Below are 25,543 nucleotides of genomic sequence, written 5' to 3'. Positions count from 1 at the left end.
CTCTTCAATTCTGTGCGGAGCGCGTATGTCTGCTTCACGAGATCAGATCCAGAGCTTCTTGACGGGCTTGCTGCCATAGGTGAGGTTGACCATGGCTCGTGTGACCATCAAGGCCGTGAACATCGAGGTCAAGATACCGATGGAGAGCGTTACCGCGAAGCCTTTTACCGGGCCAGTGCCAATCGAGAACAGGATGATGGCGACCAGCAGGGTGGTGATGTTGGCATCCACGATCGAGGTGAAGGCACGCTCGTAACCCGCATGAATGGCTTGTTGAATCGACAGACCGTTGCGCAACTCTTCGCGTATACGTTCGAAGATCAGTACGTTGGCATCTACCGCCATACCCAGGGTCAGCACGATACCGGCAATGCCCGGCAGGGTGAGGGTGGCCCCCAGCATCGACATCACGGCAATCAGCAGGGTCAGGTTGAGCGCCAGCGCCACGTTGGCAAATACGCCGAACACCTTGTAGCGCACCAGCATGAACATCACCACCAGCAACAGGCCAATCTGGACCGAGAGCAGGCCGCGTTCGATGTTGTCCTGACCCAGGCTCGGGCCGATGGTGCGTTCCTGCACGAAGTAGATGGGCGCAGCCAGAGAGCCTGAACGCAGCAGCAGGGCCAGTTCGGCAGCTTCGGTGGGCGAGTCGAGCCCGGTAATGCGGAAGCTGTTGCCCAGCGCGCTCTGGATGGTCGCCAGGCTGATCAAGCCGCGCTCCGTGTAAGGCTCGCGAATGATGGTCTGCTCGCCAGTCTCCGGGTCGGTCTCGACGCGGTCTTCGCTCTTGTGCTCGATGAACAGCACCGCCATGTTGCGCCCGATGTTGGTGCGCGTGGCGCGGTTCATCAGCGTACCGCCAGTGCCATCCAGGTTGATGTTGACCTGTGGGCGGCCATTTTCATCGAAGCTGTGGCTGGCGCTGGAAACGCTGTCACCGGTAATGATCACGTCCCGCATCAGGTCCGCAGAACGGCCGCTGTCGTTGCGGAAGTCGAAGCGCTCGGTTTCCATGTCGGGCGTGTCGTTACGTGCTTCCAGACGGAACTCTAGGTTGGCCGTGGCGCCGACGATGCGCTTGGCTGCCACTGTGTCCTGAATGCCGGGCAGTTCGACCACGATCTGGCTGGGGCCCTGGCGCTGTACCATCGGCTCGGCCACGCCCAGCTCGTTGACACGGTTACGCAGGGTGGTCAGGTTCTGGTTGACCGCATAGTCCTGAATTTCGCTGACCGTCGCGTCGCTCAGCGACATGACCAGGCTGGAAGCGCGGCCATCGCCCTGGTTGCTGTAATCGAAGTTGGGGAAGTCGCGGCTGATCACTCGACGCGCAGCGTCACGATCTTCGCTGCTGGCAAAATCGATGGACAGCGAACGCTCGGCGATCTCCGTATTGCGGTAACGGATACGCTCGCTACGCAGCAGTTCACGGATGGCGCTGGCATTGACCTCCAGGCGCTGGCTCAGAGCCGCTTCCATGTCCACTTCCAGCAGGAAGTGAACGCCGCCGCGCAAGTCCAGACCCAGCGTCATGGGCGTGGCGGAGAAGGCCTGCAGCCAACCGGGCGTGGCTTCCGCCAGGTTCAAGGCAACGGTGGCGCCGCTACCCAGCACGTCAGCCGCGATATCCCGAGCATTCAGCTGGTCATCGTTGCTTTGCAAACGAATCAACCACTGCCCGTCGACCTCTTCCACGGCCTTGATGGCAATGTCGTTGTCGTTCAGCGCTTGTTCGACGCGATTGATTTGCCGCTCATCGAGCATGTTGCCTTGGGCATCGCTCACCTGAATGGCGGGATCGGCGGGAAATAGATTGGGAAGTGAATAGATAAGGCCAACCACCAGGACGACCAGTATCAGCAGATACTTCCACAGGGGGTAACGGTTGAGCATGCAAGCCCTGCCTTCAATTACAAACGGAATCGCTGTGCACAGACAAGCTGTGCACAGCAACGTTCACCATCGACGCTACCATGTCACCCCTGCCGGGGTGGCTGGCACGGAGTCGGCAGGGGGGAGGTGCGAGCGTTAGATGGACTTAATGGTGCCCTTGGGCAGTACGGCAGCCACGGCATTCTTCTGCACGTTGACTTCGGTACCTTCCGATACTTCCAGGGTCAGGAACTCATCGCTGACTTTGGTCACGCGGCCTACCAGGCCACCACCGATGACCACTTCATCACCCTTGGCCAGGCTGGAGACGAGCTGACGGTGCTGCTTGGCACGTTTTGCCTGGGGGCGCCACAGCAGGAAGTAGAAAATCAGCACAAAGCCGACGAGCATGACGATTTGCGCAATACCACCGCCAGCGGCGGCTTCCTGGGCATGGGCTGGTGAGATGAAGAAATCCAGCATTGCAGAGAACTCCTGAGTTAGAACAATGGGTGAACCGGTTGACGCCACTCAGCATGGCCGGTGGCGGTTAGTTATCAGGTTTCAGGTCCCGCAAGGGGAGGCACCGGCAAGCCGCGCCGTGCATAGAAGCCTTCCACAAAGGTCGTCAATGTACCCGCTTCGATTGCTGCGCGCAAATCAGCCATGACGCGCTGGTAGTAGCGCAAGTTATGGATGGTGTTGAGCATCGAGCCGAGCATTTCGTTGCAGCGGTCCAGGTGATGCAGGTAGCCACGGGAAAAATTCTGGCAGGTGTGGCAATCGCACTCTTCATCCAGCGGACGCGTGTCGAAGCGGTGCTTGGCATTGCGGATCTTGACGATGCCGTCCGAGGTGAACAGGTGCCCGTTACGCGCATTGCGGGTCGGCATGACGCAGTCGAACATGTCCACGCCGCGGCGTACGCCCTCGACCAGATCCTCGGGTTTGCCGACCCCCATCAGGTAACGCGGGGTGTCGTCGGGCATCCAGGTGGGCAGGTAGTCGAGGACCTTGATCATCTCTTCCTTGGGCTCACCCACCGACAGGCCGCCGATGGCCAGGCCGTCGAAGCCAATGTCCAGCAGCCCCTTGAGCGAGCGTTCGCGCAATTCAGGGTACATGCCGCCCTGAATGATGCCGAACAGCGCCGAAGGCGAATCACCGTGTGCCGTGCGTGAGCGCTTGGCCCAGCGCAGCGACAGCTCCATCGACTTCTCGGCCTCTTCGAAAGTGGCTGGGTAGGGGGTGCACTCATCGAAGATCATCACCACGTCAGAGCCCAGCGAGCGCTGCACGGCCATGGACTCTTCCGGCCCCATGAACACTTTGCTGCCGTCCACCGGCGAGCGGAAATGCACGCCTTGCTCGGTGATTTTGCGCATCTCGCCCAGCGAGAAGACCTGAAAGCCGCCTGAGTCGGTGAGGATCGGCTTGTCCCACTGGGCGAAATCGTGCAAGTCGCCGTGGGCTTCGATGACATCGGTGCCCGGTCGCAGCCAGAGGTGGAACGTGTTGCCCAGGATGATTTCCGCGCCGATCTCTTTCACCGACTCGGGCGTCATGCCCTTGACGGTGCCGTAGGTACCCACCGGCATGAAGGCTGGCGTTTCTACCGTGCCCCGTGGGAAGTGAAGGCGGCCCCGGCGCGCACGGCCGTCTTCCGCAAGGCGCTCAAAGCGCATAAAGCATTCGTTTCGCATCACAATCGCTCGTTGATCTATCGGGTGGCACAGCGCTAGCGGGTGAGCAGCATGGCATCGCCATAGCTGAAAAAGGCGTAGCGCTCTTCTACCGCCGTGCGGTAGGCGTGCATGATGTGGTCATAGCCTGCAAAGGACGACACCAGCATCAGCAGCGTCGACTCGGGCAGGTGAAAGTTGGTGATCAGTGCATCGACACAGCGCCACTGGTAGCCAGGGTAGATAAAGATATCGGTATCGCCGCTGAACGGGGCGATCTCGCCGTCGCTGCTTTTCATGCAGGCACTCTCCAGGCAGCGCACGCTGGTGGTACCTACCGCCACCACGCGCTTGCCGGCCGCCTGGGTATCACGCACCTGCTGGCAGGTGGCTTCGGTGACCTCGATCCACTCGCTGTGCATGTGGTGTTCGAGGATATTGTCGACGCGCACGGGCTGAAAGGTGCCTGCGCCCACATGCAGGGTCACGAAGGCACTTTGAATGCCTTTTTCGGCCAGTGCATCCAGCAGCGGCTGATCGAAGTGCAGCCCCGCCGTAGGAGCGGCCACGGCACCGTCGCGGCGCGCATACACGGTCTGATAGCGTTCGCGGTCGCTCAGCTCGTCTTCCCGAGTGATGTAGGGCGGCAGCGGCATATGGCCGTGCTGCTCCAGCAGAGCAATCATCGGCGTGTCGCCCAGAAAGCGCAGCTCGAACAGCGCATCGCGGCGGCCTTCCACCACGGCATGAATGTCGCCTTCGAAGATCAGCTCGGTGCCCGGCTTGGGCGACTTGCTGGAACGCAGATGGGCAAGCCCACGGTGGCTGTCCAGCGGGCGTTCCAGCAGCATCTCGACTTTTCCGCCACTGGCCTTGTGGCCGTGCAGGCGTGCCGGTATCACTCGGGTGTCGTTGAATACCAGCAGGTCGCCTGGCTCCAGCAGCTCCAGCAGATCGGGAAAGCGACGATGCGCCAGCGCACCGCTCTGGCCATCCACACATAGCAAGCGGCAATCGCTGCGCTGCTCGGACGGATAGCGGGCAATCAGCTCATCGGGTAGCTCGAAATGGAAATCTGCTCGCTGCATGGGGAGTGCTCTTTCGGTGGTCAAACAAGCCGCCTAGGATAGCGCTTTAGACGCATAAAGTCAGTCGATGTGATTGACCTTGCAGGTTAACTCCGTATAATGCGCCTCCTATGCCGGTGTGGCGGAATTGGTAGACGCAGCGGATTCAAAATCCGCCGCCTTTACGGGTGTGCCAGTTCGAGTCTGGCCACCGGCACCATCTTTAAAATCAGGGGCTTAGGCCCCTTTTTTCGTCTCTGAATGCCTCGTTTTTCTAGTCCTCTTTTCCTTCGGTTGTCCACTTTGTGTCCATCGGAATGTGCGGCGCGTACTTGATGGCATCGGCCAAATGGTCGGGCGACAGGTGTGCATAACGCATGGTCATGGTGATACTTTGGTGTCCGAGAATCTTTTGTAACGTTAATACGTCTCCCCCGTTCATCATGAAATGCGACGCGAAGGTGTGGCGCAGTACGTGTGTGCGTTGCCCAGGGGGCAGGTTGATTTGCGCCTCGAGGACGGCAGCCGAGAAGGCTTTGTAGGCGGGCTTGGGGAAAAGCCTGCCGACTCTGGGGCCGTGTGCTTTCAGGGCGTCGTAGAGATCCTGTGGAAGGGGGATCGTCCGGTTCCTGCGGTTTTTGGTCGCGGTGTAGGTGACGCGTCCATTACGGAGCATTTCAGCACGCAGGTACTGGGCTTCGCTCCAGCGGGCACCCGTGACCAGGCATAGACGTGTGATCAGATCCACGTGGGGGTTATTGGATGCGCTGAGGGCGGTAAACAGAGCCTTGATATCGTCATGCGTCAGGTAGGTGAGTTCCTGTTCATGCAGGCGCAGGGGCTGCACCTTGGCAAAGGGGTTTCCTTCGGTCCATTCGTCGAGTCTTATCAGGGTGTTGAACACGGCGCGCAGGTGCGCCTGGTCATGGTTGACGGTGTTGGGAGTAATACCAGACGCCAGGCGTTTCTGCCTGAGCAGGGAGGCATCGGCGGGGGTGATCGTGCTGGCCAGCGGGTTGCCCATCATGTCGGCCAATGCATTGAGCTGTGAGCACCGCCGTTTGCCGTCTCTGAGCGATACGCCGTGGTGGTTATACCAAAGCTCGATGAGATCCTTTAAACGGCGCTTGTCGCGTCGTTTAGGCTCGTAGGGTTCACCTACAGCAGCCTGACCCAGCACGTAGCTTTCAAAACGCTTTGCCTTGGCTTGGGTGGGGAAGGTTTTACGAACCCGTTTGCCATGGGCACCAAAGGGCCGTACATCGACCTGCCAGCCTTTCTCTACTCTTTTGATGGCCATTTCTACGCTGCCTTCCCTATTAGCCGTCGCTCGATGAGCTTCTGTTCCACGATCTGCCGGAATTGCCCCGAATCTACCCCTCGTCGTCGGTAGTATTCTGCGAGGTCGTCCCACATGCCCGAGCGTTGGAGGAAGCGGACGGCTTCGTGGGTGCGGTATCCCTGGCGGGCATAGATGCTAATGAGGTTGCCGAACGCCAGGGTGACGTTCTTTTCGTTGCCAAGCCCTGGGGCTTTGCGTGCCCGTTTGTACATGAAGCCTGGTTCATGGCAGTAAAAACGGGCGTCTTCCTGCATGACTTGCCACGCGGGGTCGATGAGGTTGCGGCGTGTGTCCAGGCGGTAGGATTGCATGGCGGTACGCCAGAGGCCGGAGAGGTGCGGTACCACGTCCACAAAGCGGTTAAAGCCGTGGGTGTGATCGAGGACTTCACCGGTATCGACGTTGCAGGGGATGCCTTGAGCGTACTCACGCAGGACGGACTGGTGAAAGCGTAGCTCGATGCGCCATACGGTTTCTTCGGGATCGTAGGTGCCATTGAGGTCGTCATCGACGGCGTTCTTCCAGATACCTTCCCAGAAGTGCATTTTGTCGCGGTGGCTGGCTTCTAACGTCTTGTTGTAGATACAGCATTGCAGCGCGCCTGCCGTACCAAACATGAAGGTTTCCCCGCGGCCATAGGTGGTGGCGATGTTGGAGTGGTCAAACTCAAGGGTAGCGACGCCGTCGATCCGCATGACCTTCTTGGAACGGGTGATGAAACGCTCCATGAAGTCTTTGGGGGGCTCCCAGCCCTGTACGTCCAGAGCGAGATGGACAGCGGCACCGATGGGCTCGATATGAGCCAGCATGTGGGCGGCGATGTTGTCCATGAAGTCCTGGCACTGTTGAGGGCTGCGCTCCTGGATGAAGTGGGGCGAGAGTTCGATTTTCAGGTGGGTACCGATGTTCTCGACTTTGACGTGACGTGCCTGGAAAAAGACGATGACGCCCAGCTCATTGTTTTGGAGTCGATAGCGGAAGCCGGAACCGGCAGCGCCGGCCCCTACTGACCAGTTTTGCTCAAAGAGGCGCATGGTAGCGCCTTTGCCTTCGTTGTAGACGTCGATGATTTCATGAAACTGTTGCAGGCAGGGCTTGCCCTGATAGAGCTGCCGGACGGTATCCACGCCTGCGTTCAGGATGCGTAAGTGGTTCAGTTCGCGCTGGCCAAGCGAGCTGATGAGCAGCCGTCCGAACTTGTCATGTTCACCGCGTTGCAGTGACGCAAGCGAGTAGCGTTCCCAACGTTCCATAGCCTGATTCCCTGTATTTTTTGAAATGCCGTAATGTGCTGTAGTGAGCCGATAGCTCGGTTGAACGAATTACTCTGCGAGACGTGTTACAGGGAGGGTCTCGACCTCCTGCCGCCAGCCCGCTCCCCCCCGCTGCGCAGGGGGGAGCGGGCTGTCAGCCGTCGGTAGGGAAGCGGTGTGAGTCGCGTCATAACGGGGCAGCACCGTGGCCTGGAGCAGTACGTGGAGGTTGGTGCGCTGGGTGGAGGTGGATTCGTTCTGAAAGAGGCGGCCCGCTACAGGGACGCTGGAGAGCCCTGGCACACCGGAGACCTGGGAGCGGTCATCCTGTGATGATAGGCCGCCCAGGAGCAGGGTCTGGCCGGAGCGGATTTGCACGGTGGTGTTGATTTGGCGCTGGTTGGTGATGATGTCGGACGCCAGCAGGGAATCCGTGAGCGAGTCGGCGGAGGTGGTGATGTCCATGATGACCAGGCCGGAGGCGGTGACCACGGGCAGGACGTTCAGGCGTATGCCCACGTCGCGGCGTTCGATGGTCTGAAAGGGGCTGTTGACGTCGGCAGACTGCCCCGTGACGCGTCCGGTGACGAAGGGGACGTTCTGGCCAATCGAGATATTGCCGCGCTTGCCGGAGAGCGTGAGGATCTGCGGCGTCGAGAGGACGTTAGAGCGGGAGTCGCGCTGGAGGGCGTTGATGGCAAAGGCCAGTACATCGCCGTCAAAGATGCCGAACGTGCCCCCTGATGATGCAAGCGAGCTGCCGAGGCTGGCGGTGTTGAAGCCACCGGCGATGCGTGAGCCCGTGGCACGGCCCAGTGAGACGCCAAGATCGAAGGTGTCGCCGTCGCTGGTTTCGAAGATGACGGCCTGAATGAGCACCTGGGGGTGGGATACATCGACCTGGGGCAGCATGCCCTGGAGCTGTTCAAGCTGCTTTTCGGCACCCCTTGCCAGGATGGCGTTGGAGGCGTGGAGTACCTGGACGCGGGGTTGGGCGGTGCCGTCCTGGTTGTGCTGGTTCAGGAAGGTGGTGATTAGCGGGGCGATATCGTCGGCCCGCACGTTGTCAAACTGGAACAGGTGGGTGGCCTGGGGCTCCGGTCGTGGGGTCAGCACAGGCGTATTGGCGAAGGCGTTGGCAGTTGGGGTGGACGGTGCTGGGTTGGCTGTAGGGGTGCTGGGCCGCTGCTGGGTGGGCGCGACCGCGGGCGGGTTGCCAGGCAGGATGGTGTAGCCGTGTGAACTCAGCACGCCAAGAAAGAACTCTTCGAGCTGGTGATCAGGCACGTCGGGGGCGTAGACAGTGAGCGTTCCGGTGGTGCTGGGGTGAATGGCCAACGGGGTGTTGGTCTGTTCCACGTACCAGCGCACGAAGTCCCGAATATCGGTATCTTGCATCTGGATCGGCGTGGCATACGCGCTGGTGAGAGAAGCCGTGGTGAGCGCGATGGCGGCGAGGGTGTTAGCAGCGAACTTCTTCATGGGTGACTCCATTTTCTATGCGGACGAGGCAAGCATTCACGGGGACGATGGTGAAGCCCTGGCGGGCGAGGTCGTCGGTGGTGGATGGGGTGCGGTCGCTATCAATGAGGCGGTAAGTGGTGCGGTCGCCAAACTGGCTAAAGCTGGCGATGCGGGTGGTGCTGAGGTTGGGTAGCTCAAGGGGTGCCACGGGCGGCGGTGTATTGTCTGTGCGGGCGTTCACGCGGTCGGCGACGAGTACCGAGAGGGTGATGAAACAGCCCAGCGCGAACGAGGCCAGCGTGAGGAAGGGGCGGTTGAAGCGCTTCCAGTAAATACGGGTCATCTTCATGTAGAACCTCGCGTCATGCGGTACGCGGTGCATGCCGTGGGTGTACCAGGGCGGCAGCACGGAGTACGTGCCGTGGGGGTAGTGGTCGGAGAAGGCTTGCTTGGTGTCGTACGCGGGGTAGAGGGCGCGGCCTGTGTAGGTCCAGCGTTCGACGGTGAGGCTTTGCGGGGAGTCGCCATACTTGACGATGCCGAGGTGTACTTTCGGCATGGGCATTTTGGAGCCCATGAACAGGGAGTAGATGGCCCCGACGAAGGGCACGGCGACACGATCCAGACGACGGCAATAGACCACGTGTTCCGCCAGGGCGACGCGGGCTTGCTTGTCCATGATCGTTAAGTCTTGAATCAGAAAGATGATGTCCCAGCCCAATTTGCGGGCATGGAGAAACCAGTTGATGACGTCCTGACGGCTTTTATCCGCCCAGGAGCGGGCGTTGAACCAGGTGCCGCACTCATCGAGGACGAGCAGGCCGTTCTTGTGTTCGTCGTAGGAGTCAGTACCCGTGCCGATGGCTTCCAGATCGGCAAGGACAGGCTTGTCGGGAATGCGATAGCAGCGGGTATTCCTGGGCTTCTCACCGGTGAGCTTATCGAGGTTCAAGTCCAAGTTGGTGGCCACCTTGCAGCCTTGGTTCAGCTTGTCCTTGATCTTGCCCACGGCGACCAGGGTTTTGCCCGCGCCGAGTTTGCCGGTGACAACGTAAACGGCCATTAGAGAACGGGCCTCCCTTGCTCCCAGTCGATCAACTGGCGTTTCTGCTGGAAGACCCAGACCGCGACCTTGCTGCTGTAGATGGCCGCCATACAGGCTTCGAAGTTGTCGGGCTTGATGGCCCCGATGCCCTGGGCAAGGTCGGAAGGCAGTGAGGCGCTCACGCCATTGATGATGGCCACAAAGGTGACGGCCAAGCCGACCAGGAGGGACAGGTAAAGGGTCGTCCAGACCAGAATGCCCGCTAGGCGATTGGTAAAGCGGGCAGCAATACGAGTGACGAACCATTCAACGATGCGGGTGAAGAAGCCAATCAAGGCCCCCATCCCAAGCAGAGCGGGTAAGGCCATTTATGCAGTCCTCTGACCGGAGCGGAAGAAGGTGTCCACGACGCTGACGACCGTCCAGAAGTAGACGATCCACGTTAGCCAGAGCTTGGCGGTGTTCGTTGCCTGACAGGAGATTTGCATCTGGCCAAACTGAAGCGGCGTGCAGCTGCGGGACGGTAAAGAGGGCAGGCGGGAAGTAACTTGTTCAGCGATGCCCGAGCTGGAGCCGTCGCCGATCTCATCCATGAAGGTGTTCACTTCCTCGTTGTAGAGCTGGCGTTCTTCTTCGAGGCCATCGAGGGTTTCATCCATGCCCGAGGTGTTCAGCAGGTCGTTGCCTTCGCCCACTTCCTCGGTTAAACGGCCAACAAGGTCGTTTACCATGCCGTTAGCAATGTTCTGGATGCAGCCCAGGAGGCCCTTGTCATTGGTCGCGGCGGTATGGCCCTCATCGGTTTGTTGGCCATCGGGGTAGCAAGTGCCTAAGCCGAGCGCGTTGGTGATGGTGTTGCCGAGGCCGTCAAACATGCCCTGGACTTCTTCGGTCTGTTCGCCAATGGCATCGGCAAAGCCTTCGCCGAGGGCTTCCAAGCCTTCGCTGATGCCTTCGGACTGGCTATTGATCGCGCCTGAAAGATCGTTGGAGACGGCCTCGAGCGCGTTCTGGTTGGATTGGCCAGAGGAACGAATCGCTTCGATGATGCTGGAGTCATCAAAGTCGAAGTCGGGCACGGTAGAGCCACCACCGGACGAACCACCCCCACCCGAGGAACCACCGCCCGACGATCCACCACCACCGGATGAACCGCCACCAGAGTCATTACCGCCATCACTGCCGCCCGAGTCTCCACCGCCTCCCGTGTTGCCCCCGCCCGTATCGCCACCGGAATCACCACCGCCGGAATCGCTACCGCCGTCATTCCCACTACCGGAATCACCGCCTCCTGGGTTTGTTGGGTCGGTAGGATCGGTAGGTGTAGAGCCGCCCGCGTTGGGGTTGGTGACGGTGTTGCCGTTGCTATCGACGTAGGAAAACCACTCGGGGGCGGTATTCCAATCGACGAGATAAGAGGTATCGCCAATCGTGACGCAGCTACTGGAGTCAGAGCAGCCGCCTGGAAGAGGATTTAAATAATCGGGAACAGTAATATCATATTCATCAACGTCTGGCTGATCATTACCTAAAGAACCAGAGATACCGACACCATAAGATGATGGCTGGTTAGTAGAATAAGAATCGAATGTAAAACTGCATGGAGTTTGCTCAGAAACACTGTCAGGGCAAACACCAACGCCAACAGAGGAAACAGCACAAGCACCAGCATTTGTTCTAATTTCACCGCCAGAATTTAAATAGTTGGCTAAAGATGGGTCGGAGATAGAGATGGATCTATTATTTAAATCCTTGCACTGATCATCACTTAAATATATACCAATAATAGATAAGTCAGGATTCATAGTTTGAAAGTCAGATAAAATTCCAGAGTCACAATTAAATAGCTCATAAAAGCCGTAAAGATTAGTGGCGCCATTGTGCATGGAGTACATAAAAAACTTTATGGTTGGTTGGGAACGAGACATAGCAGAGCCGATAGCATTCCGATTCCAGCCTGCATTACGATTAGTGTGAGTACTATAAGTACAAGAGGAGTTGCCTCTCGATGAAGAATAACTTGAAAGTGAATTAATAATACCATAGGCGTCATCCCTGGTTAACTCAGAGCTGCTGAAAGAATAAACAGAAAACACCATTAAAAAAGGCGCTGTTAATAAGGGTAAAACGGCTTTTTTAATCATGTTTCCTCCAGTATCGAAAAAGGGGCGTTGCCGCCCCTTGGGTGTCCCTTGCTGAGGGGGTATCAGGTCGCGCGGCTGATGAACTTCTTGAACAGCTTGATGCCGATCAGGGCGGAGGTAACGCCGATCACCACTGGCCATGCATCGGCAGCGAAGTCAGAAGCCTGGCTTGAGATGGCGGTGAACGCGGCGGATGCCCCTGGTGCTTCTTGGGCGTGAGCGACTGCCGAACCCATGAGCAGTGCGGCACCGCCCACGATCTTGCCGCTTCCTTGGGTAGCGGCGTGTTTGACGTGTTGCGTGATGGCTTTGAGTTTCATGAGACAGACTCCATAAAGCGTTTGTAGACAAGGATTGAATGTCCGATGACCCAACCGAGGACAAAGGACGAGAACAGAGAACCAACAACAAACGTAATGCTGTAATCGCTCATCGTTGGCCCCCACTTACCGCGCCGATCCCGAAGGCGAGAACGAGGCCGACGCAGTAAACCAGGAGCCACAGACCTTCAGGTGTACTGGTGTCCATGGCTCAAATTCCTATTTCTTGTCGCTGGTGGCGGCAGGTGCTTGGGCACTGCCGGTGGCGTTGGGGCGGCGAGCCCCGATGACGTGAATCACGGTTTTGCCACCCGCGGCGGCAGAGGACGTGCGCAGTTCGATATCAAGCTCCATGGCGCAGGGCATGTGTGGGGCAGCGGCGTGGAGCTGGTCGAAGATGTCGTAATTGGCGGTCATGATGCTGACCTGGTTGCCCAGGGCGTTTTCGCTGTCAGCGGAGGCCGCTTGCATGACACTGATCTTGGCGCCGGAGACGCCGTTGTCCATCTTGTAGCGGGTGGCACCGATAACGTGGGCGTGAATGGTGTTGATCATGGGTGTAGTTCCTTTTCGTTAGCGTTGGGTTCTGGCGGCTTGCTTAAGGCAGTAGTCCGCGAGAATGGATAGCTCAGTGGTTTCTGGGGTGACGCCTTCATCGACCAGCGTCTAGTACTCTGCCTGGGCGTAGTAGGTCGCGGCCCGTGCATAATCCCGGCTGTGGAGGCACCGCTGGCCCCGCTCCCTCAAAGCTCGGGAATCAAGGCAGGGGGGTCCCCCTACCCGCCCTCCGTTTGCCCGTCGGTCTTTCTGCACGGCAGCCAACATCGGCCAGCCGGTAAACCCCTTTTTTAACCCCACAAAAAGGGGTTGACAGTCTGTCCGCTGCTGGCTAAGGACGCCGTGCGACCGAAGGGCGACGGATGACGGGCAGGGGGACATGGGATCAAGCCTCTGTGGTGTGGGGAGCGGGGGAGGCCGCACGGGAAATGGCTTCCAGCGGGTCGGTGTTGCCGCGTTCCAGTTCCGCCAAGCCGTACTCGATGAGCCGTTCGGACAGCGCCGAGGAGGTTAGGCCGTTGGTGCCTGCCTGGATGAGGTGGCGGCTGTGGGTGTCGGGGGTAAGGAACACGCGGATGGGCTGTTTTTTACTCATGTGCATAACTCCTTTGGGGCTAAAGGCCGTTGTGGATAACGGACGACGCGTTAGCCGAGTGGGTGTGGATAGGTGCGCGGGCACCACAATCACCGAGGGGCAAGGGGAGGCGTCGGCGGGTGCGGGGTCGCGAGGGTCGGCCAGGGTCAGGCCGTAGTGCTTGGCGAGGTATTCGAGCGCGTGGCGGTAGTGCTTGAACATGAGGCTGTAGCGACGACCTTCGTCAACGCTGAGCATCTTGGTAATCGTGCTGTCGTCGAGGTCGAGAGCGAGCATGTGGGCGGCTGGGACGTTGATGAAGCTGAACCCGCCGTCTTCGATATCCTTGGTAATGTGCTGGTGAAGCAGAACCATGCCGGGAGCGCGCTGGTCGTCCATCAGGAGTTCCTGCACGTGAATGGCAAGGGTGTCGGTGTCCATGAGCGCGTTGGGCGCTTCCAGCGTCACGACAGGGGCTTTGGCGAGAGCACTCATGACCAGTCCTCCGATTGCAGGCACTCAGCGGTAAAGAGCGCGACGTTCACGAGGCGACGACGGCCCACCTTGATGATGGGGAGGTTGCCCTGGTTGATCTGGCCGCGAACGGTGTCGGGGGATAGGCCAGAAAGCTCGGAGAAACGCTCGATCGTCATGACGGGCACCTGAGGTGCGGGGACGTGGGGCGTAATGCTCGTTTCCATGCTGTACCTGCTCGCTGTGGCATGTTGTGGTATCTTCAAAACCAGCAATCGTGATTGGCAAAGTGGTGTAGATTGATTGCTGAGCCGGTGTACCAATTAATTGGTAGCCTACGAAATTAGTATACGAAGAAGTTGGTATATGTCCAGTGACTTAGCCCAAAAAATGCGAGAAATCCGCGAGGCCGAAACATCTGGCCGAGCTGAGTTTGCGCAACTTATTGGTTTCAATAAGAAAACTGTTGAAAGCATTGAACAGGCTGGGAGAGCGCCTAAAGGCGAAATGTTGGAGGCGATCTGTAAGCAGTGGCCGAAATACACGCTTTGGCTAATGACTGGGCAGACAAACGAAGCCTGCGGACAAATAAGCCCCAATATAGAGAGGGCACGCAGCGCGTTGAAGAAAACGGGAACGGATACCGACTAGCACAAAGGGTTGTGGATAGATGGTTCCAGGGAGGTAGGGGTTGTGGGTAACAGGGAGCTGGGGTAATGGGGCCAGAAGATGCAATAAAAGAGCTTTTTTATAGCGTGTTTAAAATGGTTATTCCGTTTTTCGGAATAGCCATTTTTTATATCTGGATAGAAGCTAAACTGTTGAGGAAGTGGAAGAGAAAAAAAAGGAGAAGGCATTGAAAGAAATCATTGAGTTGGCTAGTGCAATATCAGTATTGTTTGCTTCTCTCGCAGGTGTTCTAGCTATAAATAAATGGAGGGTTGAAAGGCTTGATAAAGCTAAAATAGATGCTTTTGAAGCTTATGAGAGTGCAGTGGAGAAGCTAAGTGAAAAGGTGGATTTTTTTTATGGTGGAGTGGGCTTTAAAGAGGCGAATATAAATAGTGACAGCCTAAAGAGTGTGATTGATGCTTATTATGATATAAGGTCTGCCGAGCTTCTGAAAATTAAAAGTCAACTAGGAGAGGCGGGAAAGTGTGTAGACAAATACTCTATGTTTGCAGGGGATGCTTTGCATTTTAACTTTAGATATCATTATAGTGTTGTTATGGAGATGGAAAGATCTCTCTTTTTGTTTTGTTCGTTTCTTGTTAATAAAGCGGAGCTTGAAGAAGAAAAGGAAGATTTTTACGTCTTAGTCTCAAGATTTTCTAAAGGAAAAGATTACGGTTCAAATGACTTGATTGACAGCCTGATGATGGTTGATCACTCCATGGAAGCAATAGCTGCTAGTTATGCGTCTGGCAATAGAGTGGAAATATATAGAAGAGAGGTGAATCTATACATGGAAAAGATCTTGAGAGTGGAGAAAAGAATGTTGTATTCAAGTTTTCCTATCAAGATCTTCCTTAAAGTAAAGTTTTTCTTCTTGAAGTGTAGGATTGTAGGGAGGAAATGGCTTTTGCTAAAGGATGAGGCTTGGGTAGTGACTGAAAGTGGAGAGCTGTGCTTGTTCGAAAGAATGAAAGGCAAGAAGAGGTGGATTAGAGTGCTTTTAGTAAAAATTAAATTTATTAGTAGAATGGTTAAGCGTGACATGGTTGAGTTCTTTTGTTAGATAGCAGTTTTTAATTGATAAAGTTGTTTAGATTCTTGAGGTTTCTTTTAAGCATTATAACGAACAGATTCACCACCCGCGCCTCAAAGGATAACGTGCACGCATCTTGACTTCGGCATTACGGCGCTCAAGCGTCGATTGGTAGTCTTGGCTAGGCAATACGATACGAGACTGATGACGCGGCGTCACGGATCGGACAGGTGTTTGAGGCTGTGAGCTGGGAGGAACAGGGGGAAGCACGGTCAGGTTATTGGTGTTGACGCGGCTGGATGTGCCCGCTTCGCACGGGTAGTCCTGAAAGGTGGTTCTGCCGTTCACTTCACAACGGAAGATCTCAGCGTGAGCAGTGAGAGGCAGCAGTACCAGGAGGGCAACCAACGCAGGCTTTTTCATCGTCCATGACCCCTAAGCGAATATCGGTAACGGAAGGTTACCAAGAAAAAGCGCAGGGTGGGGCCGTCCTGATTGAATTTTTTTCACATGCGCGCTTGTGCACAGTGCTGGGAACGGTGACAAAAAAGTGTCCAGCGTGGTGTGCTGCAACTGGCCAAAGCGAGCGAGTACAAGAGCCGTAACCGCTTGAAATGCAAGCAGTGTGCCGTAACGTGCTGAAATACAAAGGCTTCAAAATCCGCCGCCTTTACGGGTGTGCCAGTTCGAGTCTGGCCACCGGCACCAAACATGAAGGGCCTGACGTTCAACGTCAGGCCCTTTTTTGTTCTGTCCAAAGTGTCCTTTCGTGTCACAGTATTCTGCCCGAGAGCGCCCATGTGTTTTCTAATGCTCTTAAACAGGGCATTACCCCCTCTTTTTTCAGGTTTCTTTCCTACTTCTTTATGAAATACTTGACCCCATTTGAATGGCGCCTTTCCGTGAGGCTGCCGGGGCGATGTTCGCCTAACTAACTAGAAAAAGCATTCGCCATGGGCGCTTGCGAACCTTCAGTGGAGATGTGCTCAATGGCGATGTCATCAGCCGATATTCTCAAGTCGACGCAGCCTGGCGTTGTCAACGGTCATTTGCTCAATGGCGTCAGGGTCAGCAGCGTAGAGGCTCAGGGCGCTTGGCAAGCACTTGCCGACACCCGTAGCGACGTATCGCGCATTGAGATACCGGCGGACCCCCATGAGCGTGTGGCCTTCGTGCGCCGCTGGATGGAAAAGAACCAGAAGACCCTCAAGCAAGGCGGTATGGCCGCTACATTGGTGCTGCCCTTGCTCGCCCAGCAGGCCTTGGCCGACAAGATGGTGCCAGTGAATGACCTGCAAGGCGTGTCAGAAGTCATTCGCCAGCCCAACGGCAGCCTCACACTGATGATGAACAGCGGCCAGCGTATCGAATTGATGGCGGCAGACGTGGCGCTGGCCAACGGACGTGTCGTGGTCGATGTGGACGCTCTCATGCAACAGCTCGGTAATGACAGCGGTCTTTTGGTGCCGCTCAGTCAGCTACCGGATGTGCAAACCTGGGAGCTGTTGCCTGACGGGAACGCTCTGGTGACGATGGCCGATGGGTCGCAGGTCGTGGTGCCACGCTGGGCGGTGGTCGAGCAGGGTGACCTGTTGTTGATCAGCCCCAGCGATGCCCTGCAGCAAGGCATTGCCGCTGGAGAAGATTTCGGTAATTTACTGTTCGTGCCAAGCGCCTCGTTTACGTCGGCACCATCGGGCGCCGCTGCCGCGGCGGGGACCACTGGCTCGAACAGTGCGCCGGTCAGCTCGTTTGCCGATATCCCACCATGGCTCTATATCGGTGGTGGTGCCATTGCGGTAGGTGCGGCGGCTGCCGGTGGTGGTGGCGGCGGTGGCAGCTCGCCACCACCTGAGCCAGCACCAGAACCAGAGCCAGAACCAACGCCAGAGCCGCCTGTAACGGTGAGCGGTTATGTCATTGATGGCTATATTTCAGGCGCTACCGTTACACGAGCGCTTGACGCTAATAGTGTGACGACCAATCGAGAAGGCTTTTTTGAGGGCTTGCAGGGCAGCGGTATCTTGACCGCGACTGGCGGGGTCGATATCTCGACCGGTCTGCCTTTTGTCGGTGAGCTGCGGGCGCCTGAGGGGGCGACCGTCATTACACCGCTCACCACTATGATGGTACAACTGGCTCAGCAGTTTAATTTGAATGATGCGGACGCCCAAACGGCTATTAAAACGGCGTTAGGACTCGACCAGCGTATTGACCTGGTGAACACTGACCCACTGGCTGAGTCGTCGCCGAACGCAGACTTGCTTATTGCCGGTGTCAAGGTTTCGAGTTTGTTGGCCATGGCTGCGACGGCAGGTATCAGTAATGAGGATGCTCTGTCTCTGCTGGCTGAGGCGTTTAATGAGGCTGATGATGTCGATGCGCCACTCAGTAATCAGGAAATGGCCGATTTACTGGGTTTGCCGACAATTGCAGGCCAAGTGACGCAGGCGCTGGATGCCATTGATGCGGCGGGTGAAAATCTGAATGTAGAGGCCTATCGTGAAGGTGTGCGTAACCCGCTGCGCGATGCACAGCGTGATGCGCAAAACCCTGATAGCAGCCTATCCGACACTATTGAAACCCGTGCCGACCTACCCTATTTGACGTTACAGCAAGCCGTTACGCTGTCACAAAATAACGAATTACCCTCTCAGTATTTGCTTAATCCGGACCAGCCCTTTGCGTCCGGTAATCTCGGGCTAACGGTGGCAGCTGACCGCTTGGTGCTTGTGCAGCAAATTCTGGAAGGTGACTACGATGCTGATAGTGCCCCCATCGCGCTTGAAGATATATATACGTGGGCTATTCGCGCACGTGTAGAAGATGTATTGGTGACAGGTGGTCTTGAGCGCCCAGCGGTATTGGGTGCCACACGTGTCATGGTAACCAACGACACCATTAGGCCTGACCAGTTTGCAGATTTAAACACGCTGGATAACTTTGTGTTGGGCAACACGATAGTACCTTATCGTTTGGAGCAGGCGCTTAATACATCTGAAATGCCTGCGAATTATACTCTTGACCCAGATACTCTACTGCTCAAAAACGACTTGACGCTTCGCGAAGCAGCGGAGTTGATTGATGCAACACGTTTGCTGATAGACCGTGCAGTTAATGCCGAAGAAGATGGTTTGACGCGAGAGATGCTGCTTGACTGGACTGTTTTGGATAGCTTCCAAAACGTTATTAGCGCGTCCAGCGCTGATCCTCAGTTGAATGAGGCGGGGCGTGTGAGTGTGACCGAATCCATAATTACACCGGCTCAATTTTCACAGCTGAGCAGGCTTGATAATTTTGACCTGGGTGTCACAGACGTTATTTATACCTTGGAGAATGCGTTGGCGGTAGAAACATTGCCCGCTAATTATGTTCTCGATTTAGATGCTCCATTGGATGCTGGTGTGGTCACTGTTTCTCAGGCGATTGCATCATTTGCGGATGTCTCTCGGGTTTTGCAAGGAGCTAATAATCAACCCCCTGTGTCATTGTTCCAGTGGTCGGTTAGTGACACAGCAAGTGCTATTATTGATAGTATTGAAGAGAGCGCCGTTACTGGGGCCAACCCTGTCGTGATTAGTGATCGTGCCATCACTGTAGAAGAGTTTGAGCTTCTTAATGGTCTGGATAATTTCCAGTTGGGAGAAACCGTCGTAAGTTATACGCTTTCTCAAGCGGTTAACGCAGCGGTGATTGCGGAAAATTACGATATTTCAGATAGCTCTGTGTTAAATGCAGGTAGTTTGAGTGTCGTAGAGGCAGAGCAGTTGCTGAGCTCGGTAGAGTTGATTTTGTCAGGTGCTATGAACGCACAGTCCTTAGACGCGGACCAGCTCTTTAATTGGACTGTTGTAGATAGTGCGGATAATATTTTAAGTGCGGATAATGTGCCGCACCTGCTGAGAGCAACGTCAGTTAGCGTCAGTGATGACTTAATCACACTGTCAGAGTATGAAAGCCTCCTTGGTTTAGATAGTAACTACATAAGGACTGGCGAAGTCGTCGAATACACGCTGGAAGAAGCTATCCGAGCGGATGATAGAGGAACCTTGCTGAATGGCTATGCGATTAGTGTAGACAGCCTGCTTGACGCAGGGGAGGTGAGTGTTGCGGAAGCACAAGAGGCCTACCTACAGATCACTGAACTGGTAGACAGTGCTGAAAATCGTGACAGCTTAGGCGAGCGTCTACCTTTCCATTGGGTAGTCGTTGATGATGCCACCGTGATTATTGAAGACTTGTTCGAGAATCACGTTGCGTTAGCTGATCAGGTGTTTGTTTCAAATGCTGAAATTAGCCAGCCAGAATATGAGCGTCTTATCGAGTTAGAAAATTTCGACTTAGGCTCCACGGTCGTGCGATACACGCTTGAAGGTGCCGTCAATACAGATGTTGCGTTACCCGATAGCTATTTATTAGAGACAGATACCTATGCACCAAGTGAGCTGAGTGTTGCTCAGTCTCGCTCGACTCTTGAGCGTGTGGAGTTGGTTGTAGGTAGTGCTGATAATGCTGATAGTTTAAATGTCGACGAGCTTTTTAATTGGATCGTTCAAGATAGTGCAAGTGCCGTTCTAGCAATCGAGCAAGGTGCTGCTTTCATGGTTGGTGCTGACGAGATTCGTCTTACTGATCAGCAGATTACAGTTGATCAATTCGAATCTTTATTGGCGATTGAAAATGATAATCGGGGTTATCAGCGCGGCAATGAACAGGTTGAATACACCCTCGGCCAGGCATTTGAGCGAGGCCCCGATGATGTGGTAGATAATTATCTTATCAATACACAGCCGCAGCTTGTTCTGGAGTCCCTGGCAGCGGAAGATGCCATCGAGAATCTGTCTATCGTTCGCGAGTTGTTAGGTGGGGCAGAGAACTCGCCTGACCTGAGTAGCGTTTACTCCTGGAGCATTCTGGATAGCTACAACAATATTCAGTCACGCTTGGGTGCTTCTGCTCCTGACGGCCTCCAACTTGCTGAAAGTGTTGAGGTGACAGACGAAACGCTGACAGCAGCTCAATATGAGCAACTGATGGGTAGATTAGATAATTTCAGTTTAGGGGAAGAGGTAACCGTAGTTTACGCTGATATCAATGATGCACTTCGAGCTCAGTCGGCGGATATATTAGCGCCTGATGGTCGCTTCGTGCTGAATGATACTGCAACACCTTTTGTAGCGAAACTCGTCGTTGAAGAGGCTGCAAACGAGCTAACAAATGTGCGTGCAGTATTAGAAGCGGGTCGAAATGTAGAGAGTGATAACGAGACCGCTCAACGTCTGTTTGACTGGACGGTGAACGATACGGCAAGCAATATTATTCAAGCTATTGCACAAGATCATATTGTCTTGGCCGATCGTGTTCAAATTACGGATGCGCAGTTGACTTATGAACAGTACCAGTCACTCATTGGTCTTGGCAACTACGATTACAATAGTGATCCGGTGGAGATTTTGTATACGCTTGAAGAAGCGTTAGAAATCATTGAGTCAGAAGGGGTGGAGGCGCTTGTCAAGGGAGAAGAGGGCAATAGTGCAGGCTACCGTCTTGCTGATACAGAACTGTCGATTGGTGTTTTGACGGCGGAAGAAGTAAGACCCATTGTAGAGAGCGCCGTACTCGCCCTTTCAGGTGCGAACGCCCCTGTTCCCGCGGTGAATGAGCTGCTGAAATGGAGCGTTATCGACTCAGCTTCTGCCTTGTTGGCTACCCAATCGAATAATCAGTTTCCTTTGTATTTGACAGGCGCAGAACAGGTGTCGGTCAATAATGATATTCTCGCCATTGCAGACCTTCAGCGGTTACAACGGCTGAGTAATTTTGAGCTGGAAGATACGCCTGTCAGATTTATCTTTACCCGCAACTTGACGCTTGGTGATATCGAAAACATTGCTGATAGCTATGAAATTGTGGCAAGCAGGGTTGAAATACCCAACTTCTTACTTACTAGCGTGCCTAATGCTGAGACACGTTATCAGGCTACACAAGCCATTGTAGATGGAGCGCTTAATCGTCAAGCGGTGAGTGTTGAAGCACTGCAGACGTGGAGCATCACGAGCGCTCAACCAGACGAGCTTCTTGCTGCGGGCGCCGCTCCGTGGATCAGCGGAGCGGACACGATTACATTGGATCTTGGTAGTAGTGCATCTCTGACTCCTGAGCAGTACGAGGCCTTTGTTACCTTAGGCAACGTAGATCTCGAAAATGTTAATGTCAGCTATTCGCTAGAGGAAGCGATTGCTGAAGTCAATGCAGGGGGGGAGCTGCCCGGCAGTAATGAGGGGCGGCCGGGTAGCTATGAAATTAATGCTGGACAGCCATTCGATGCCGCATCGTTAGTGGTCAGTGAAGTAGAGTCTCTGTTAGTGACGGTAGAGGAGCTTCTCTCAGGGGCAAGCAATGCTGAAAGTCTCGACCGTGAAACGCTGTTAAATTGGGTAATCGAAGATAGTGTTGATCAAGTGCTCAACGCAATAGGTAGTGAGGCTTTGTCTGCCGCTAGCAGTGTTCGGGTGAACGTGGACGAAATTAGCTTCCAGGATTTTGAAGTGCTCAGCGAGCTACCCAACTTTGACCAAGAAGGGCTGACCGTCACGTACCCACTAAGTGCTTTGATACAGCGCTCTCTGGATGGCTTAAGTCTTCCCGAGAATTATGCCTTGCAAACGGATCAAGCATCGTTCTTTGATGCAGGGGCGTTGGATGCTCGGGCAGCCGAGCGGTTGTTCGAGACATCGACATTACTCTTGGAGGGAGCGGTCAATAGCGATACTCCTCTATCGTCATTAGCCACTTGGGTAGTCCAGGATACCTATGCGAATATTTATACACTCAATGTAGCGGGTAATAATGGTGTTCCTGCTGAATTCTTGATCGATGATGCAGCAAGTATTGTCATTATTGATGACCCGCTCGAAAGTGATGATGAGCAAGACCTGAATATCACTTTTACGGTCAACGGCTATACCCACCAGCCAGGCGCCGCACCGGGGGGGAGCGTCACGCAGCTATCCAAAACGTTTAATGTTGACGGCCAAGCGGCTGACGGTATTGAGCTGATCACGGATTTCCGAGTAGGAAGTGAACCAGGCTTCGATCAGCTGTTCATCGACCTGACGGCCAATGAGTTCGATGCGCTGCGCGGTGATGAGCCTGGCTTTGAGCGCTATGACGATTTGACTGCGTTAGGTGAGGATATTGCGTTTGCCGTATTTACCACTGAAGAGTTCATGAATGGCACGGCAGGTTGGCTGGATCAACTTGGCCTGAACAGTGACGAAGTGGTGTACCTGTTGGCAGGTAATGGAGACACCCCCGACATTGAAGATGATGCTCAGCTATTCCGTGTTGAGCTCACAGGCAGTGACTTCGATACCCAGTTACTCGCCAACTTCGAAAATCTGGACCTCAACGGCTTCCTCGAAGAGAACTGGAATACCAACTACAGCATCACTTGATGCATGCGAAAGCCCCTGCAGTGGCAAGATAGGCCTGGCAGGGGCGGGCTTGTGTTGGTGCGCAGCGTAAATCATGCCACTATCAGCGCGTGGCCAGGCAATTGGCTGGCCACGCATGTCATCACTTCATCAACCCAATGTCGCGGGAGACAACCCCATGGGCGTGACCTATCACGAAAGCAATGCGCGTATGAGCCAAGTGGCTGTTCATAACGGAACCGTCTACCTCGCGGGCCAGGTGCCAGCCGATGCCACGGTGGGCATGCGTGGCCAAACCGAGCAGGTGCTGGCGCGTATCGATGAGCTGCTGGCGCAGGCGGGCACTTCCAAAGAGCACTTGATCTCTGCGCAGGTATGGGTCACCGACATGGCCGAGTTCGCGGAAATGAACGAAGCGTGGGAAGCCTGGGTGGTACCGGGTCGTCCGCCGGTGCGTGCTGCGCTGGAAGCCAAGCTGGCCAAGCCCGAGTGGAAAGTGGAAATCATGGTCATCGCGGCACTGCCCGACGCCTGATCGGTTGCTTCAAGGCTGTCACGAGGGGGCGTTAACCGAGCGTTAACGCCCCCTCGATTTTTATTCTACGATCGTTTTATAGTGGAGCCTCCTTCTCTCACTTCCCGAACGGTACGGTCATGGTCCAGTTCGAGCTGCATAGCCGCAATCTGGCGCAAGAGCAGGTGGCGCACACCCACGATTTTCACCAGTTGATACTGGCCACGTGTGGCGTGACGGAACTGTCCATGGAAGGCCAGGGGGAGCGGGTGACCGCTCGCCGGGGCTGCTTGATCCCTTCGTCACGCCATCACGAGTATCAGGGCGATGGCAGCAACCGTACCCTGGTGCTGGATATCCCCGTGCAGCACCTGGCCACGCTGGAAAAGGGCAGTGAGATCGAGCGGCTATTCGATAAACCGCGCTTCTTTACCGTTCCCCCCGCTTTGAACCAGCTCACCCATGCGCTGGCCCATCAGTTGGATCAGTGTCCAGCCCTGCAAAACGAAATTGCCGCGCTGTTACTGCGGGCGCTCTACATGTACCTGCAGGATGCACCGCTCCAGACGGCAGCCCAGATGGGCGCGCGCTGCATCAGTGAGCGGCTGGACCTGGAGCGCCTGGATGCCTGGCTCGATCAGCACCTGGCCGATGACATTCGTGTCGAGCAGATGGCCGCCCTATGCGCCTTGAGTCCTGGCCACTTTCATAGCTGCTTTCGTGAGCTCACCGGGGTGACGCCGCTGGCCTATGTGCAGCGCAGGCGGCTGGAGCACGCGCGCACCCTGGTGCGCCATAGCGCCATGAGCCTTGGCCATATCGCCATGTTGGTGGGTTTTCGCGACCAGGGCAGCTTTTCCCGCGCCTACCGTCGTTACTTCGACATTTCCCCTTCGTCGGATCGCTAGCGTCTGAAACCTCGGCCTACCTGACTTGCGGGCAAACTTGCCAGAGTCTCGGGCAAGCAACCGCCGCTGCATCGTCGTAGTCTCAAGAGAAGTTCGATGACGCTGGAGAGCGCTGATGCTACCACCCTTGTTTTATCCCCATACCTACACGCACGCGGTGGCCTTTGCTACCCATCGGGTCATTGTGCAAGGCCTCGTCTATCACCTGCAGGGGGAGTGGGCATGAAGGTCATTTCTGCCAAGGAAGTCGAGCAGTTTCTAGCCTGGCCAGGCCTGATCGAGCGCCTGCGCCACACCTTCGTGAACGGGGTGGAGTCGCCACCGCGCCACCATCACGCCATGCATCGGCCGGATGGCGAAGCCACCATGCTGCTGATGCCCGCCTGGGAAGCCGCAGGCTATATCGGGGTGAAGATGGTCAACGTGTTTCCGCAAAATGCCGAACACGGCCTGCCGGCCATTTCCGGCCTTTACCTGCTCAGCGAAGGTCAACACGGCCAGCCGCTGGCGTGCATCGATGGCAGCGAACTGACCCGCCGCCGCACTGCCGCTGCTTCTGCGCTGGCGGCTCAGGTGCTGGCCAGGGAAGACGCCGAAACGCTGCTGGTGGTGGGGACCGGTAAGCTGGCCCCCATGGTGATCGAAGCCCACGCAAGCGTCAGGCCCATCAAGCGCGTGCTGGTCTGGGGGCGTAACCCTCACAAGGCAGCCGTCATTGCCGAAGAGTATGCAGACCGCTTCGATACCCAGATCGTCGACACCTTGGCCACCGCCGTGGCAGAGGCCGACATCGTCAGCTGCGTGACGCTCTCCACCCAGCCCATCATCTGGGGCGAGTGGCTGACCCCAGGCACGCACCTGGACCTGATTGGTGCCTTTCGTCCGCAAATGCGCGAAACCGATGCCGAGTGCCTGCGCCGTGCCCAGGTGTTCGTGGATACCTACGCGGGGGCACAAGGTGAGGCGGGCGACATCCTGCAGGCCATCGAGGAAGGCGCCTTCCAGTTCGAGGAGATCCAGGCGGAGCTGGCCGACGTCTTGCGTGGCGAGAAGCCCGGGCGCACCAGCCCGCAGGCCATCACGCTGTTCAAGTCGGTGGGCGCCTCTCTGGAAGATTTAGCCGCGGCGATCGAGCTCTGGGAGTCGTTACCCGCTACGCTGAAGTAGCCCTTGCTAGCT

General features: G+C 56.0%; 22 protein-coding genes and 1 tRNA gene. 7 read left to right on the top strand and 16 right to left on the bottom strand.

All coding sequences use genetic code 11. From position 1 onward, the window contains the following. Window positions 1–42: 42 nt before the first annotated feature. The 4 genes from secD to queA all read right to left on the bottom strand — a co-directional run bounded on the left by secD (window position 43) and on the right by queA (window position 4,645). Window positions 43–1,896 carry a protein translocase subunit SecD gene (gene secD / locus FEU76_RS09140; protein WP_039180276.1) on the bottom strand — a complete coding sequence of 618 codons (1,854 nt, stop codon included), beginning with the start codon at window positions 1,894–1,896 and terminating at the stop codon, window positions 43–45. A 135-nt stretch (window positions 1,897–2,031) separates the two neighbouring features. Continuing rightward, window positions 2,032–2,358 (bottom strand): preprotein translocase subunit YajC, encoded by a 327-nt coding sequence (yajC, locus tag FEU76_RS09135; RefSeq protein WP_016914910.1) that lies wholly within the window; start codon window positions 2,356–2,358, stop codon window positions 2,032–2,034. Between the two features lie 74 nt (window positions 2,359–2,432). Further along, window positions 2,433–3,560: a tRNA guanosine(34) transglycosylase Tgt gene (gene tgt, locus FEU76_RS09130; protein WP_039180272.1), complete on the bottom strand. Its 1,128-nt coding sequence runs from the start codon at window positions 3,558–3,560 to the stop codon at window positions 2,433–2,435. Window positions 3,561–3,613: 53 nt separating this feature from the next. After that, the gene (gene queA / locus FEU76_RS09125; protein ID WP_144982356.1) at window positions 3,614–4,645 is read right to left on the bottom strand and encodes a tRNA preQ1(34) S-adenosylmethionine ribosyltransferase-isomerase QueA; all 1,032 of its coding nucleotides are present in this window, start codon (window positions 4,643–4,645) and stop codon (window positions 3,614–3,616) included. A 112-nt stretch (window positions 4,646–4,757) separates the two neighbouring features. Here queA and FEU76_RS09120 point away from each other — a divergent pair. Further along, a tRNA-Leu gene (locus FEU76_RS09120) sits at window positions 4,758–4,844 on the top strand. Window positions 4,845–4,898: 54 nt separating this feature from the next. Here FEU76_RS09120 and FEU76_RS09115 read toward each other — a convergent pair. From FEU76_RS09115 to FEU76_RS09070, 11 genes are all read right to left on the bottom strand, one after another. Further along, window positions 4,899–5,924 (bottom strand): phage integrase, encoded by a 1,026-nt coding sequence (locus FEU76_RS09115; protein WP_144982353.1) that lies wholly within the window; start codon window positions 5,922–5,924, stop codon window positions 4,899–4,901. 2 nt (window positions 5,925–5,926) lie between these two features. Further along, window positions 5,927–7,219: a hypothetical protein gene (locus tag FEU76_RS09110; RefSeq protein ID WP_144982350.1), complete on the bottom strand. Its 1,293-nt coding sequence runs from the start codon at window positions 7,217–7,219 to the stop codon at window positions 5,927–5,929. Window positions 7,220–7,288: 69 nt separating this feature from the next. Beyond that, on the bottom strand, window positions 7,289–8,701 hold the full coding sequence (locus FEU76_RS09105) for a secretin N-terminal domain-containing protein (protein WP_144982347.1): 1,413 nt from the start codon (window positions 8,699–8,701) through the stop codon (window positions 7,289–7,291). After that, the gene (locus FEU76_RS09100; RefSeq protein ID WP_144982344.1) at window positions 8,682–9,746 is read right to left on the bottom strand and encodes a zonular occludens toxin domain-containing protein; all 1,065 of its coding nucleotides are present in this window, start codon (window positions 9,744–9,746) and stop codon (window positions 8,682–8,684) included. Before FEU76_RS09100 ends, FEU76_RS09105 begins: the two co-directional genes overlap by 20 nt. Further along, window positions 9,746–10,096: a DUF5455 family protein gene (locus FEU76_RS09095; protein WP_144982341.1), complete on the bottom strand. Its 351-nt coding sequence runs from the start codon at window positions 10,094–10,096 to the stop codon at window positions 9,746–9,748. The genes FEU76_RS09100 and FEU76_RS09095 overlap by 1 nt, the downstream gene beginning before the upstream one ends. Beyond that, a complete protein-coding gene (locus FEU76_RS18570; protein ID WP_186299119.1) occupies window positions 10,097–11,872 on the bottom strand; it encodes a hypothetical protein in 1,776 nt (591 codons plus the stop codon). Between the two features lie 62 nt (window positions 11,873–11,934). Continuing rightward, entirely contained in the window at window positions 11,935–12,192 is a 258-nt protein-coding gene (locus FEU76_RS09085) for a major coat protein (protein ID WP_144982338.1), read from the bottom strand. Between the two features lie 109 nt (window positions 12,193–12,301). After that, window positions 12,302–12,400, bottom strand: a complete 99-nt coding sequence (locus FEU76_RS18840) for a tail virion protein G7P-2 (RefSeq protein WP_222114796.1) — start codon at window positions 12,398–12,400, stop codon at window positions 12,302–12,304. A gap of 11 nt (window positions 12,401–12,411) precedes the next feature. After that, window positions 12,412–12,747, bottom strand: coding sequence for a hypothetical protein (locus tag FEU76_RS09080; RefSeq protein WP_144982335.1), 336 nt, complete (start codon window positions 12,745–12,747; stop codon window positions 12,412–12,414). 388 nt (window positions 12,748–13,135) lie between these two features. Further along, complete coding sequence (locus FEU76_RS09075) at window positions 13,136–13,819, bottom strand: hypothetical protein (RefSeq protein ID WP_144982332.1); 684 nt, start codon at window positions 13,817–13,819, stop codon at window positions 13,136–13,138. Then, entirely contained in the window at window positions 13,816–14,025 is a 210-nt protein-coding gene (locus FEU76_RS09070; protein WP_240525147.1) for a helix-turn-helix domain-containing protein, read from the bottom strand. The genes FEU76_RS09075 and FEU76_RS09070 overlap by 4 nt, the downstream gene beginning before the upstream one ends. 139 nt (window positions 14,026–14,164) lie before the next feature. Between FEU76_RS09070 and FEU76_RS09065 the strand changes: the two genes are divergently transcribed. Further along, entirely contained in the window at window positions 14,165–14,449 is a 285-nt protein-coding gene (locus FEU76_RS09065) for a helix-turn-helix domain-containing protein (protein WP_144982329.1), read from the top strand. 205 nt (window positions 14,450–14,654) lie between these two features. Beyond that, window positions 14,655–15,536 carry a hypothetical protein gene (locus FEU76_RS09060; protein ID WP_144982325.1) on the top strand — a complete coding sequence of 294 codons (882 nt, stop codon included), beginning with the start codon at window positions 14,655–14,657 and terminating at the stop codon, window positions 15,534–15,536. 69 nt (window positions 15,537–15,605) lie between these two features. On the opposite strand, the gene FEU76_RS18835 is transcribed toward FEU76_RS09060, so the two are convergent. After that, window positions 15,606–15,929, bottom strand: coding sequence for a DUF4124 domain-containing protein (locus FEU76_RS18835; protein ID WP_144982322.1), 324 nt, complete (start codon window positions 15,927–15,929; stop codon window positions 15,606–15,608). A gap of 566 nt (window positions 15,930–16,495) precedes the next feature. Here FEU76_RS18835 and FEU76_RS09050 point away from each other — a divergent pair. The 4 genes from FEU76_RS09050 (at window position 16,496) to FEU76_RS09035 (ending at window position 25,531) form a co-directional block, all read left to right on the top strand. Next, entirely contained in the window at window positions 16,496–22,963 is a 6,468-nt protein-coding gene (locus FEU76_RS09050; RefSeq protein WP_144982319.1) for a calcium-binding protein, read from the top strand. Window positions 22,964–23,120: 157 nt separating this feature from the next. After that, window positions 23,121–23,477 (top strand): RidA family protein, encoded by a 357-nt coding sequence (locus FEU76_RS09045; RefSeq protein WP_039180261.1) that lies wholly within the window; start codon window positions 23,121–23,123, stop codon window positions 23,475–23,477. A gap of 119 nt (window positions 23,478–23,596) precedes the next feature. Next, the gene (locus tag FEU76_RS09040; protein ID WP_016914905.1) at window positions 23,597–24,364 is read left to right on the top strand and encodes a helix-turn-helix transcriptional regulator; all 768 of its coding nucleotides are present in this window, start codon (window positions 23,597–23,599) and stop codon (window positions 24,362–24,364) included. Between the two features lie 222 nt (window positions 24,365–24,586). Further along, window positions 24,587–25,531, top strand: a complete 945-nt coding sequence (locus tag FEU76_RS09035; RefSeq protein WP_144982316.1) for an ornithine cyclodeaminase family protein — start codon at window positions 24,587–24,589, stop codon at window positions 25,529–25,531. Window positions 25,532–25,543: the final 12 nt, after the last annotated feature.

Origin of the sequence: Halomonas sp. C22 (assembly GCF_007655045.1) — a bacterium.
GTDB classification, from domain to species: domain Bacteria; phylum Pseudomonadota; class Gammaproteobacteria; order Pseudomonadales; family Halomonadaceae; genus Vreelandella; species Vreelandella hamiltonii.
Note: the sequence above shows the minus strand (reverse complement) of the source record. Positions and strands in the feature narration are given on the sequence as shown.